The organism is Thalassorhabdus alkalitolerans (assembly GCF_042656525.1).
Classification (GTDB): domain Bacteria; phylum Bacillota; class Bacilli; order Bacillales; family Marinococcaceae; genus Thalassorhabdus; species Thalassorhabdus alkalitolerans.
Genome location: NZ_JBHSOZ010000003.1, coordinates 1,309,408 through 1,322,223 on the forward strand (window position 1 = coordinate 1,309,408; position 12,816 = coordinate 1,322,223).

A 12,816-nucleotide genomic window follows, 5' to 3' on the forward strand; every position below is an offset into this window, starting at 1 on the left:
TGCGATCATGTTTAAAATAAAAGAAAAAGCGGGAACCTACTCTTTTACCTGAAATATGAATCAGAGGGAGAGATGAACATGAAAGCAATTGTTATTAACCAATACGGTGGAAAAGAAGAATTGAAGGAAACAACGGTTAACAAACCTTCGATTAATGAAAATCAGGTTTTAGTCGAAATACATGCTACATCTGTGAATCCTATTGACTGGAAAATGCGGGAGGGGTATTTAAAAGAAATGTTTCCATTTGAATTCCCTATTACTCTTGGCTGGGATGCAGCAGGCATTATTACAGAGAAAGGGAGCAAAGTAAAAGGATTTCAAAAAGGAGACAGGGTTTTTACCCGCCCTGCAACGACCAGACATGGTACGTACGCTGAGTATGTAGCTGTAGAGGAAGAAAGACTTGCAAAAATGCCTGATGAGATGAGCTTTGAAGAAGGAGCCGCAATCCCGTTAGCCGGTTTAACAGCCTTACAATGTATTCAGGATTTGGGAGAAGTACAAGAAGGACAGAGGGTGCTCATTCACGCAGGAGCCGGCGGAGTTGGAAATTTCGCTATCCAGATTGCCAAGCATATCGGTGCATACGTGGTAACGACTGCTAGCGGCAAAAATGAAGACCTTGTTACATCTCTTGGCGCTGATCAACTCATCAACTATAAGGAAGAGGACTTTAGTGAAGCTGTTGAAAACATAGATTTTGTCCTGGATGCTGTTGGTGGTGATGTTCAGTCAAAAAGCTACAAAGTCTTGAAAGAAAACGGAAAGCTTGTTTCTATTGTAGAACCTCCCTCCGAGGAGGAGGCGAGGAAGTATGGAGTGAACGCTTCGTTTCACTGGCTCAAAGAAAATGGAAAGCAGCTTCAGCAGCTTGCTGACCTGTATAAGACCGGAGAGGTAAGGCCTGTGATTAACAAAGTATTCCCTTTTCATGAACATGGACTTCAAGAAGCCCACAGCTTAAGTGAGTCACATCATGCGAGCGGAAAGATTGTAATTCAAATAAAAGAATAATTTTCGAGAAGATAAGGCCGGCTGGAAAATTCTTTCTGGCCATCTTACTTTTTTTCAAATGGTATTTCCAGTTAAACATTGTTACGATAAAATAAATGATACCTATTCAATCTACAATAGGAGTGATTCGGTATGGGCCTTATTTTGGAAGAAGAGTATATAGATTATTTCACTTCTCAGAGATCGGCGTTTCAAGAAAAGCTATTAAACGAAGCCGTAAACGTTCGGGATAAAATTCACGATATTCTTTTAATCGGAAACATTGATCTTCTCAACAATGCGCATAAATTAGTCATGTACGTACTTAGCGGAGAGTTAAAAGCCCTTGACGAATTTGCCCAAAAGGAAGGCATTTCCTGGGCCTCTCAAGATTTAACATTAGCCTTTAAGCTGGAATGGGTGCAGGCCATCCGCAGAACAGTGTGGAATTTCCTTCAGCGCTATGATTTAGAGAGAGAAGGCGAATCTTATAGAAACTTCTATGAGCTTGAGGAAAAAGTAAATGACCGCATTGATCAGTTTCTCAATGGATTCTTTCTCAGTTATTCTGATTATAAGGATCAGTTGATTGAATCACAGCGAAAAATAGTTGAAGAGCTGTCTGTCCCAATTATACCTGTAACCTCCACCGTTGGTGTCGTTCCGTTAATAAGAGAGATTAATTTATCAAGGGCTAATATCATAGAAGAGAAAATTCTAAATGAAATTGAAAGACTGAGAATCCAAACATTGATTATGGACTTTTCAGGAATTACATCTGTGGAAAAGGGAGTCCTCTCACATTTGATGAAAATGATTGACGAGACTAAAATGATGGGGTGCGAATGCGTCATTACAGGACTTGGCCCAAAAATCGTAATGGAAATCACCAAGCTTGGCATACAAATTCATTCTCAGGCAAAGACAAAGGGAAGTTTACAGCAGGCCCTGGAAGATTACCTGGTCTCGTCTATTTAAATGAAAGTTTAAAGGCCGTGTTTCTATATAGAAAACACGGTTTTTTTTAAAAGTAATACTGCCTGCTTCTTTTAAGTGCCAGTGTCCATTATTTTCCAAAACTCCCCAACATAGAAAAGAAATCTTTTAAAAACTCATAAAAAAGTTTTTCCGTCGGAAGGATTTTTCTTTCATTTGAAACAATGACTCCTACCGTGCGAGTAACTCTCTGTTTTGTAATTGGCACTTTCACGGTGGACCTTGGAATCCCGTCAATTAGAGTGATTTCCGGGAGAAGGGTTATACCTAACCCTGCTGAGACTAATCCTTTTATAGCGTCCACATCTTCACCTTCGAAGGAAACACTAGGTTCAAACCCTGATTGGAAACAGGCGTCTACAATAATTTCACGCAATATAAATCCTGGTGGGAATAAAACAAATGAATCCTCTCGTAATTGGTCAAGCGATAAGGAGGACTGGTTTGCGAGTGGATGGTCTGATGGCAGGAGTGCTACTATGTCTTCTACAAACAATATGTCTCCTTTTATCTTTTCATTTTTAGGCAATGGCCCAAGAAGAGCCATATCAATTTCTCCCTTTATGACGGAGTCAATCAGATTGTAATAAGAACCTTGTTTTAATTCGAACTTAACTTTAGGGTATTTCTTCCGGAAAGAAGAAATAGCTGTCGGCATCGTATAATTCGCCATACTCGTTGGGAACCCGATTCTCGCGACCCCTTTTTCAGGATCCAGGTATTCCTGAACCTCCCTTTTTGCATTATCAATAACATGTATGGCTTCCTCCATATGCTCCAAAAACATTTTTCCAATTGGAGTTAACTTAACATTTCTCCCTTCTCGGATAAACAAGTTCACTCCTAATTCTTCCTCGAGCTTAAAGATTTGACGACTAACAGCAGATTGGGCTACATTCAGTGACAAAGCGGCTTCAGTAACGTGTTCTTGCTTAGCAACTTCAATAAAATATTGAATCTGTCTTAGTTCCAAACTGCTCGCTCCTTTGAATCAATCTATTTTTGATATCATTTCAATCTAATCAATATATTGTTTAGCTTAATATTTAGTTATATAATGAAATCAACTTCAAAGTAATAAAGAAAAAGAGCACGGCTCTTTTAAAATTAGCTCTATATGTAGACAGAGAATGACAGAGAAAAAAAAGAAGGTATTCCACAAAGGAATACCCCAAAAAAGATTGGTAGATCTTCGCCCTGTGTGTGAGTAGGGCATGACATCCTAAACAGAGGATCTGTTTCTAGTATAAGATATTTTTAGAGAAAATGGAATACCAAAATAATGTACAGAACAGAATTCTGTTTACGCAATGAAAGACATACTGTCTCCAGTATGTCTTTTTTTAATTTTTTTTTGGAGGGTGCCTGGCACCCTGCTTCATTTGTAACATAAGAGCATAGAAAATCCACTCATTAAGGGATTTCTATATTACAGACTATCTGGGTGCCAGGCACCTCAAAAAGGAAATAGCGATGCAAATATAGAAGAATGAGGGTAATTGCGGCAGAGGAAAGCGTTAGCGCAAGGAGGAGAGTAAATAGAATGACAATTGAAGTGCGGAAAAAATATTTAAACGTTGGCAGTTTCCTGCTTGGATTTGGCTTTTTAGGAGCTTTGGACGGGATTATTTTTCACCAGCTTCTGCAATGGCATAGCGTCGTCTTAAGCCCAGATAGAACGATAGAAATTATAAGTGATGGGATCTTTCATTTTGCTGTTACCATTACCATGATTGCAGGAGCCATAATTTTATGGCTCGGAGGAAAACCGACAGATCTGTCAAAAGGAATTCGTTACGTGATAAGCGGATTACTGATTGGCGGCGGCACTTTTAATTTAATTGAAGGAATTGTTAACCACCATATTCTCCAAATTCACCGTGTTCGTCCAGATGCCGAGAATCCCCTGCTTTATGATCTGGCTTTTTTAGCAAGCGGAGCTGTTTTGCTTATTGCAGGCTTGCTGATAAGAAAAACCGTCCCTAAGCTTGTTGACGGAAAGAGGTGATTTTTTGTACCGAATAGTCAGCTTTATCGTTCTTTTTACTTTTGTTGGAACCACGCTTTATTTCTATACCTTAAACAGTCATTTTGTCATGTCTATGAGTGAAAGTGATCATTCCCATCACCATTCATTAAAAGAAGTTCCTGAAACCGCACCTCCTCCGGCAATCTCTGGTTCTGTTGGACAAGAAGCGGGCCAATGGCTGGTAGAGCTTGAAACTGAAAATTTTCATTTTAGCCGTGACGATTCTGTTCTTCATCCAGAAATCATGGAAGGGCATGCTCACCTTTATGTAAATGATGACCAGGAAGCAAGAATCTATGCAAATACGTACAATTTAGGTCATTTAGAAGAAGGGACACATCAAATAAAAGTTGTTCTTGTCAGCCACGATCATCAAACTCTCGTTAAGGGGGGGCAGGAAATTTCTTTTGAAGAAGTTATTAAAGTGCCTTAAAAAAGGAGCAGCTCCCCCTTTTCATTAAGAGGAAGTCTGCTCCTTTTTGATTATGACTTAAATGGTAGGTGGTGGTTGTTTATGTCTACCTTCGTTAGATCATATAGTCATCATAAGCATCGTGCTTAGGGGACTTTGCAAGCTTTGAAAAATCATTAATTCCTTTTTCCTTTAACAACTGATCTAATGGCAGATAACTTACTTGTTCTTCTAAATGTTTTTCCCAGCCAGCTTTGTTAATCGTATCTCTGACCTGGCCTTTCACATTGGCAAACCAAAAACTTATCCCTTTCCTTTGGAAACGTTCAACGATCTCTTCCAGGCTCCGCGCTGCTACTGTATCAATATCGTTCACACCGGACATTTCCATCATGATCCATTTTGCTTCCGGCTTTTCCAAGTGAAGACTTTTTATTTCTTCCTCCAGATAATTTATATTGGCAAAGTGTATATTAGAATCGATTCTTATAAGCAAGACGTTTTTCACTGTTTTTGCTCCAGGAAAACGATTTACTGCGCGGAACGCTTGCTCTTCTTCCAAATAGCCTACCTCTACTACATTAGGCTTAGCACTTCTTCTGACTAAAAGAAGAAGGGTGAATACTGCTCCTAAAATAATTCCCCATTGTATTCCAACAAATAATGTCACAAAAAAGGTAAATACCCATACCCAGCCTTCAAAAGGTTTGACCTTAAACAGGTATTTCATTTGCTTAGTGTCGATCAGCTTGTACACGGCCATGATAATAATAGAAGCAAGAACAGCGTTTGGCAAATAATAAAAGTAAGATGTAAAAAAGAGCAAGGTAACCAAAACACCACAGGCGGTAATAACTGAGGTAAACTGCGTGGCACCCCCGGTTTCATGGTTGACAGCCGTTCTGGAGAAACTTCCGTTCACAGGAAAAGATTGAAAGAAAGATCCTGCAATATTCGCAAGGCCCAGCGCTTTTAATTCTTTGTTTGGCTTAACTGTATATTTTTCTTTACTGGCCACTGCCTTTGCAATAGCCAGTGACTCCATAAAGCCAATAAGAGCTATCGTAAGAGCCATTGGAAACAGTAATTGTACGTTATCCAAAGTCAAGTTTGGAAATACCAAGGAAGGAAATCCTCCTGGTACGTCCCCTACAATTTGAATTCCCGTATCCTCCAGGCCAAGTACAGAGACAGCCCCGATTGACAAGAGAACAATGAGCAAAGGACCTGGAATTCGAGGGTGAATTTTTTTGAAGATAAATAGCAGCAGGATACTGGCCAGACCTATAGCTACTGTTGTGAAATGAACGTCTGATAATCTATTAAATAACTCAAGTAGTATGACTTGTACCTGCAAATAGTTGCCCAAATTTATTCCTAAAATATGTTCTATTTGACTTATTCCAATGACGATAGCTACAGCTGATGTGTAACCGCTCAACACAGAATGAGGGATAAACTTCACAATAAACCCGGCTCTAAATAACCCTAATAATAGTTGTATAAAACCAACCATCACAGCAAGAATAAGAACATAAGAGATATATTCAGCGGAACCAGGTTCTGCAAATACAGAAACCCCTGTAAAAACCAGCAACGAAGAAACAGCGACAGGTCCTACCGACAAATGTTTAGACGAGCCAAAAATGGCATAGATAATAAGAGGGATCGTAGAGGCATACAAACCCATTTCTGGCGGAACGCCAGCCAGCATAGCATAAGCCATCCCTTGAGGTATAAGCATAACGAATAGAGTAAGACCGGCTATAAAGTCCTGCCTGAACAAATTTTTATTATAGCTTGGAACTAAGTGGTGTAACTGCTTTTTGTTCATGTCCCTCTCCACCCTAATATAGTCTTTAAATACATGTTATATCCTAAGCAAATTAATTTTAACCTAAATCGTTAAACTCTTACTAGAAAGTTTTCTACATATTCATTGTGTCTTCCACAATGGCTGACAGCCCAAATAGCAATCATCTTCTTACAGTACGGCTTTATTACATTTTGCTGTTGATTTTTGTGAAGTGACGCTTGCTTCCATCTAAAGATCCACAAGCCAATCTACTTCATTTGCATTTACCTTCACGTTGAATTCTGTAGACGCCGCCTCGAGCTTTTATCTACAATCAAAAAAAGAACCATCATTCGCCTTTAACAGAGCCAAAAATAAAAATCAACTCTTTTTGGAGTTGACGTAAAATGGAAAATAATAAATTTAGTGTCATCTATAAGTTCATTTATAAAAGATTTGTATCCTTACAGTATGAAGGGGCCTGTCCTATATGACAGATACCCCATAAAACAATTTATTATAACTGAAATTTACTATTTGTCCGATTAGAACCAGTTGAGAGGCTGAGGAGCTGTATTCTCAAATACGTGTTTTACTTCGGTATATTCTTCTAACCCTTGTTTCCCCAATTCTCTGCCTATCCCTGAGGATTTATATCCTCCCCATGGCGCTTGTGCGAAATAAGGATGGAAATCATTAATCCAAACTGTTCCCATGCGAAGCAGGCTTGATACTCTTTGAGCTTTTTTTATGTCAGTTGTCCAAACTGCACCGGCAAGCCCATATTTGGAGTCATTTGCCAGGTTAACCGCTTGTTCCTCCGTGTTGAATTTCTCTATTGTTAAGATAGGACCAAATGTTTCTTCCTGTACAATCTCCATAGAAGTATCACAATTTGTAAATATAGTAGGTTCAAAGAAAAAGCCGTCTTGGAGCTCTTTTTGTTCTGGCCGTTTTCCTCCGGCAACAAGGTTAGCGCCTTCTTTCACGCCTGTTTCTACATATTTTTCTACTTTTTCACGATGTTCCTTTGAAATAAGTGGACCAGATTTTGTAGAGTCATCAAACCCGCTGCCAAGTTTAATATTCTTCGTCCGGCTTACTAAAGCCTCCACAAATTCATCATGAATCGTGTCTTGCACAAGGAGGCGAGCACCTGCTGAGCATACTTGTCCGGCATGGAAAAAGACTGCATTTAATGCCTGGTCAACCGCTGTTTCAAAATCAGCATCTTCAAACACTACGTTTGGGTTTTTCCCTCCAAGTTCCAAAGCTATCTTTTTAAAGTTTCCGGTAGCAGCTGTCATTACCTTTCTGCCTGTTTCAATGCCGCCGGTAAAGGAAATAAGATCAACGTCATGACTTTCAGATAGAGTCTGTCCTGTTTTTGCTCCGTTTCCAAGCACCAGATTTACGACCCCATTTGGAATACCGGTTTCTTCTATTAATTCGGTTACTTTAATGGTAGTGAGAGGGGTAATTTCACTTGGTTTAACAATAATAGTGTTGCCTGCAGCCAATGCAGGAGCTATCTTCCACGCTGCCTGAAGAAGGGGATAATTCCACGGAGTAATCTGCCCGCATACACCAACTGGTTCTCGTACGATTTTGCTTGTAGAATCAGGTATAGGAGACTCAATGATTTCCCCGCCATCTTTGTCTGCCAGACCTCCGTAGTACCGAAAGACTTCTATTATATCGTCCATGTCGGCATAGCTTTCCGTCAACGTTTTTCCGGTGTCCAGGGTTTCAAGCTCCGCGAGCTCTTTTTTATCCCTCTCAATTAATTCAGCGACTTTTGTGACTAATTTGCCTCGTTCCGTTCCGGTTGTACGGCGCCATTCTCCTGAATCAAACGCTTTTCTTGCAGCACTAATTGCAGCCTTGGTATCCTGCTCGTCCCCTTCTGGCACTTCTGCAATGACTTCTTGGTTAAAGGGGTTGATAATGGTCCGGGTTTGACCAGATACGGCTGACACCCAGCTTCCGTCTATATACATTTTTTTATAATACATTGGTAACCTCCTTGTGTGTAAATCATATTGCTAAGTTAATGGTTTTTCCTCTTTAGGCCATCACACTGGTACTATGAGGGGGCTGAACTTTCGTTTCAGGATCTATATAATGCTTTGCCTGGCTAATTGCTGTCGGGGCTTCGCCGAAGCCTGAGGCAATTAGCTTTACTTTCCCGTCATAGGTAGCAATATCACCGGCTGCGTATATACCCGGGATATTCGTTTCCATTTTCTGATTGACTACTATTGAGTTCTTTTCGATTTCCAGTCCCCATTCTTTAATAGCTCCAAGGCTTGATAAAAACCCATGGTTTACAACCAGGGAGTCAATTTCAAGGTTTTCTGTGACTTCTCCCTTGCTTTCTTTAAGAACAACTGTCTCAATGTAGTCATCCTTGCCTATTAATTCCTCTATCACTACGGGAGTTTTTATCCGTACACTTGACTCCCTCAATTGATTTACGCTGTGTTCATGAGCCCTGAATTTATCTCTGCGGTGAATAAGTGTAACTTCCTTTGCAATATCCTCAAGCATAAGTGCCCAGTCCACGGCAGAATCTCCTCCACCGGCAACGCAAACTCTTTTATCCTGATATGCCTGCAGGTCTGTAATCGAGTAAAAAAGATTATTTCCTTCATACTTATATGAACTTTCATCTTTAAGACGCCTTGGTTGAAATGCACCTGCGCCCCCTGTAATGATCACGGTCCTGGAGTAATGAACAGCTTTTGTGGAGGTTACTTTGAACAACTGCTCGTCAAGTTTCTCAACATATTGAACATTTTCCTCCAGACATACTTCAGGATTAAACTGCTTTGCCTGTTCTTCTAGCTGGTTAATCAGGTCTTTGGCTAACACTTTTGGAAAACCAGCCACATCATAAATATATTTTTCAGGATAAAGAGCCATCAGCTGGCCGCCTAACTGAGGCAGGCTGTCAATGACTTTCACGGACATTTCACGCATGCCTCCGTAGAAAGCTGTAAATAAACCTACTGGTCCGCCGCCAATAATAATGGCATCCACTACGTTATTTTCTTGGGTCATTTTTATCACCTTACTGTGTGTTATTTATAGACAATGACGTTTTCATCTTCCACGCGTACTTGAAAATGTGCCAGCTTTTTTTCAGGGGCTGCCAGCATTCTGCCTTCATTTTTAATATCAAATTCTCTTCCATGCCAAGGGCAGCGGAGAATTTCTCCTTTGTGACAGTAGTCATAGCTTCCCGGCTTACTATTACTTGTCGTTGCTCCGCATATTAAACCTTTCTCAAGACGAGCTCCTTGATGAATGCATTGATTCATAAAGGCATAGAACTCTCCGTCTGGTGTCCGGCACACCACGATATTTTGTTTTCCAAAGTACGACTCTTTGATTTCTCCAGGCTGTACGTCAGACGTTTTACAAACGATTTGCTCTTTCATAATTATCCCTCCCTCGTCTTAGGCAGCTTTGGATAAAATGCCTTTGCGTTGTCTGCAAATATTTTTTTCTTAAGTTCCGGGTCCATATTTGGAAGCGCACGGTCAGGAGAGTCAAAGTCCCAGTGAGGATAATCAGTGGAGAAGCACAGAATTTCATCCGTTCCCATCTGCTCTATAAGTGACATAAACTCCTTCTTATTCAACTCTTCTGCAGGCTGAGTGGTCACTCGAATTTGTTCTTTCATAATTTGACTAGGTTTTCTTTTCAGCCATGGCACTTCATGCCGCAGGTCACGGTATTGCTGGTCCATTTTCCACATAAGGTGCGGAACCCAGGTGAATCCTCCTTCGATCATGATAAGACCAAGGTTTGGAAACTTATCAAATACACCGTTAAAGATCATGTTGGTGATTTGTTTCATGTGAGCAGTAGGGATTAACGTATGCCACTCAATGAAGTATCTTGGCCATTTGCCGTAATAAACCGGCGGTTCATTATGATGCATACCGATCATTAGGTCATGTTTTTCAGCCGCTTCAAATATCGGATGATAATACGGATCTCCCCACATAATGTCATCAATTGGAAGGAGTACCTGAACCATTTTTGGATGAGAGCCGACTCTCTCAATCTCTTTTACAGCATTATGAGGTTCCTGGGCCGCAATATGGACAGATCCATATAAACGGTCATCCTTTTCGAGCCAGTTTTCAATTTGCCAATCATTGTAAGCAGAAGCTAGAGCTGCAGCCATCTCGTACCAGCCATGCATAGATGATGGAGATGGATCTAACGCACCGGTTAAAATACCGAACTCATGGCCAATATCATCTAAAAGCTGCTTCTGCATAAAAGGCAGGTCGGTTCCGGCCGGTCTGCCGTCAGGAAGAATCGCATCAGCTCTGTCCACTCCGGCCGTGGCCGGCTGTGTATAGGGCATATGCTTTTCCTGGATCCAATGACAGTTGGCAATGTAATGTTTATACGGCTCATCTAAATAATCGAGTATATCTTTATATTGAATACGTTCATGGATATCAGTATCTACAATTGCAATTTTATTTTTAGACAATGAAATTCCTCCTTCACAGTTTTCGCGAGCAAGTAAAATAGTACCAGTGCTTAGAAAGAATCTCCAAACACACTGAGAGCGGGTGAGTGCAGTTTAGAATGCTCAGTGACATTCAGTGAAAGCCAGTGAAGGCCAGTGACAGTTTTTTAATTTTTGAATAATCAGCATTCCTGAATAAAGCTCGTGGCGGCTTTCTGGCTTTGTGAGGACGGCTTTCTTTTAGTTGGGAGATACAATCATCAAGGTCAAAGGAGATGGAAAAGAGAAGGAGAATTCAGCTCATTCCTTTGGCCTTTTTTGTATTGAATGGATGTAAGGCAGTAGAAAAGTCTTAGAATTAATTTCAAATGTACTTCAGAACAGTGTTAATGTCGTTTTATGTGTTTTTATTGTCGAATATTTAATAAATTCCGGTTTGCAATCAATTTAAAAGATGTGTAACATATGAAACTGTTGCTGAAAAACCCTCTATCATCTCTTCTGATTTTCAAAACTATAAAACTATCTTCGAGGTGAGTATATGAAACATGCAACATTAGTTTTTTGGTACGGACTTGCCATTTGCGGCTTGTTTGTACTCTGGGGAGCTGCAGCTCCTGAGCATTTGGAAAGTGTGACACTGACGACAACTGCTTTTATCTCTGACTGGTTTGGATGGTATTATATCCTGCTGATTATGGTCATACTGGCCTTTTGCATTTACTTAATATTTTCAAGATTTAATAAAATAAAGCTAGGCAAGGACAGTGACAAGCCTGAATTCAGCCTTCCCACATGGTTTGCTATGTTGTTTAGTGCCGGAATGGGAATAGGATTGATTTTTTGGACAACGGCTGAACCCATCTCTCATGCTTTCATAAGCAGCCCCAGCGGTGAGGAGGGGACATCTCAAGCTATTAAAGAATCCCTTCAGTATTCTTTTTTTCACTGGGGAGTTCATGCTTGGGCCGTCTATGCCCTTGTAGCTTTAGTGTTAGCATATTTTAAGTTTCACAAAGGTTATCCTGGTTTAATCAGCGCGACACTTGTTCCTATTTTTGGTAAAGAACGTATGGAGGGGACCCTGGGGAGATTGATTGACACTCTGGCCATCATTGCAACAGTGGTAGGGGTAGCTGCAACTCTTGGCTTTGGGTCTGCGCAAATCAATGAAGGGTTAGCCTATCTCATTAATACACCGAGTAACTATGGCTTTCAATTGCTAATCCTAGTGGTAGCAACTGTATTATTTATTATTTCAGCATGGTCTGGCTTAAGCAAAGGAATTAAGTATTTAAGTAACATCAATATGATTCTGGGCTTTTTACTAATGGTTCTACTATTAATTGTGGGTCCTACAGTGTATATCATGAACATGTTCACTCATTCACTTGGGGGATACATTGCCAACTTTTTTGATATGAGTTTTGAAATGGAGCCTTTAAACGAGGAAAATCGCACATGGATTGATAACTGGAAGATTTTCTATTGGGCCTGGTGGATCTCCTGGTCTCCGTTTGTTGGAATTTTTATTGCAAGAATCTCAAAAGGACGTACGATAAAAGAGTTTATGCTTGGTGTTCTATTTGTGCCTGCGTTTGTCTGCTTTATCTTTTTTGCTGTATTCGGCGTGTCAGCATTGGACATCCAGCAATCAGGCATTACAGCAATTTCCGATTATTCAATGGAAACGACCACCTTTGCTGTTCTAGAGCATTATCCGCTGGGGACCCTTCTGTCGTTTCTAACGATCGTAGTCATTGCCATCTTTTTCATTACTTCAGCTGATTCTGCAACCTTTGTGCTGGGTATGCTATCTACCTCCGGCTCATTAAACCCTTCAAGATCGGTGAAAATTGTTTGGGGATTATGCTTATCAGCCATGGCAGCCATCATTGTATACTTTGGAGGAACAGACGGCCTGCAAAACGTTCTTATTATTGCAGCTTTTCCTTTCTCCATAGTAATCATGCTGATGGGATATTCCTTTTATTTATCTGCTAACAAAGAAGTACAGGCCAAGAAAAGAAATAAAAACAAAGGGCCGAAAGTTAAGTATTCAGATTCTGCGTGATTATATAATTGAAGTGTGG

At 40.4% G+C, this 12,816-nt stretch carries 11 protein-coding genes; 5 read left to right on the top strand and 6 right to left on the bottom strand.

Annotated elements, in window-relative coordinates; all coding sequences use genetic code 11:
• The first annotated feature begins 78 nt into the window (after positions 1-78).
• Together ACFPU1_RS09170 and ACFPU1_RS09175 are read left to right on the top strand one after the other, a co-directional pair.
• Positions 79-1,017: an NADP-dependent oxidoreductase gene (locus ACFPU1_RS09170; protein WP_385940336.1), complete on the top strand. Its 939-nt coding sequence runs from the start codon at positions 79-81 to the stop codon at positions 1,015-1,017.
• Between the two features lie 132 nt (positions 1,018-1,149).
• Entirely contained in the window at positions 1,150-1,974 is an 825-nt protein-coding gene (locus tag ACFPU1_RS09175; RefSeq protein WP_385940337.1) for an STAS domain-containing protein, read from the top strand.
• Between the two features lie 88 nt (positions 1,975-2,062).
• Here the strand turns inward: ACFPU1_RS09175 and ACFPU1_RS09180 are convergent, their stop codons facing one another.
• Entirely contained in the window at positions 2,063-2,965 is a 903-nt protein-coding gene (locus ACFPU1_RS09180; RefSeq protein ID WP_385940339.1) for a LysR family transcriptional regulator, read from the bottom strand.
• Positions 2,966-3,535: 570 nt separating this feature from the next.
• Between ACFPU1_RS09180 and ACFPU1_RS09185 the strand changes: the two genes are divergently transcribed.
• Complete coding sequence (locus ACFPU1_RS09185) at positions 3,536-4,000, top strand: DUF2243 domain-containing protein (RefSeq protein WP_054637560.1); 465 nt, start codon at positions 3,536-3,538, stop codon at positions 3,998-4,000.
• Between the two features lie 4 nt (positions 4,001-4,004).
• Positions 4,005-4,454 carry a hypothetical protein gene (locus ACFPU1_RS09190; RefSeq protein ID WP_385940341.1) on the top strand — a complete coding sequence of 150 codons (450 nt, stop codon included), beginning with the start codon at positions 4,005-4,007 and terminating at the stop codon, positions 4,452-4,454.
• Between the two features lie 94 nt (positions 4,455-4,548).
• Here the strand turns inward: ACFPU1_RS09190 and ACFPU1_RS09195 are convergent, their stop codons facing one another.
• The 5 genes from ACFPU1_RS09195 to ACFPU1_RS09215 form a co-directional block, all read right to left on the bottom strand.
• On the bottom strand, positions 4,549-6,267 hold the full coding sequence (locus tag ACFPU1_RS09195; protein WP_385940343.1) for a SulP family inorganic anion transporter: 1,719 nt from the start codon (positions 6,265-6,267) through the stop codon (positions 4,549-4,551).
• A 506-nt stretch (positions 6,268-6,773) separates the two neighbouring features.
• Positions 6,774-8,243, bottom strand: a complete 1,470-nt coding sequence (gene betB, locus ACFPU1_RS09200) for a betaine-aldehyde dehydrogenase (RefSeq protein ID WP_385940345.1) — start codon at positions 8,241-8,243, stop codon at positions 6,774-6,776.
• 52 nt (positions 8,244-8,295) lie between these two features.
• Positions 8,296-9,291 (bottom strand): NAD(P)/FAD-dependent oxidoreductase, encoded by a 996-nt coding sequence (locus ACFPU1_RS09205; RefSeq protein WP_385940347.1) that lies wholly within the window; start codon positions 9,289-9,291, stop codon positions 8,296-8,298.
• A gap of 20 nt (positions 9,292-9,311) precedes the next feature.
• Positions 9,312-9,671, bottom strand: coding sequence for a Rieske (2Fe-2S) protein (locus ACFPU1_RS09210; RefSeq protein WP_100400047.1), 360 nt, complete (start codon positions 9,669-9,671; stop codon positions 9,312-9,314).
• A gap of 2 nt (positions 9,672-9,673) precedes the next feature.
• On the bottom strand, positions 9,674-10,744 hold the full coding sequence (locus tag ACFPU1_RS09215; RefSeq protein ID WP_385940349.1) for an amidohydrolase family protein: 1,071 nt from the start codon (positions 10,742-10,744) through the stop codon (positions 9,674-9,676).
• A 520-nt stretch (positions 10,745-11,264) separates the two neighbouring features.
• Between ACFPU1_RS09215 and ACFPU1_RS09220 the strand changes: the two genes are divergently transcribed.
• The gene (locus tag ACFPU1_RS09220) at positions 11,265-12,797 is read left to right on the top strand and encodes a BCCT family transporter (RefSeq protein ID WP_054637554.1); all 1,533 of its coding nucleotides are present in this window, start codon (positions 11,265-11,267) and stop codon (positions 12,795-12,797) included.
• Positions 12,798-12,816: the final 19 nt, after the last annotated feature.

Coding starts and splice junctions, on each gene's coding strand:
- ACFPU1_RS09170 (WP_385940336.1), top strand. CDS start 79: ATGAAAGCAATTGTTATTAACCAATACGGTGGAAAAGAAGAATTGAAG.
- ACFPU1_RS09175 (WP_385940337.1), top strand. CDS start 1,150: ATGGGCCTTATTTTGGAAGAAGAGTATATAGATTATTTCACTTCTCAG.
- ACFPU1_RS09185 (WP_054637560.1), top strand. CDS start 3,536: ATGACAATTGAAGTGCGGAAAAAATATTTAAACGTTGGCAGTTTCCTG.
- ACFPU1_RS09195 (WP_385940343.1), bottom strand. CDS start 6,267: ATGAACAAAAAGCAGTTACACCACTTAGTTCCAAGCTATAATAAAAAT.
- betB (WP_385940345.1), bottom strand. CDS start 8,243: ATGTATTATAAAAAAATGTATATAGACGGAAGCTGGGTGTCAGCCGTA.
- ACFPU1_RS09205 (WP_385940347.1), bottom strand. CDS start 9,291: ATGACCCAAGAAAATAACGTAGTGGATGCCATTATTATTGGCGGCGGA.
- ACFPU1_RS09210 (WP_100400047.1), bottom strand. CDS start 9,671: ATGAAAGAGCAAATCGTTTGTAAAACGTCTGACGTACAGCCTGGAGAA.
- ACFPU1_RS09220 (WP_054637554.1), top strand. CDS start 11,265: ATGAAACATGCAACATTAGTTTTTTGGTACGGACTTGCCATTTGCGGC.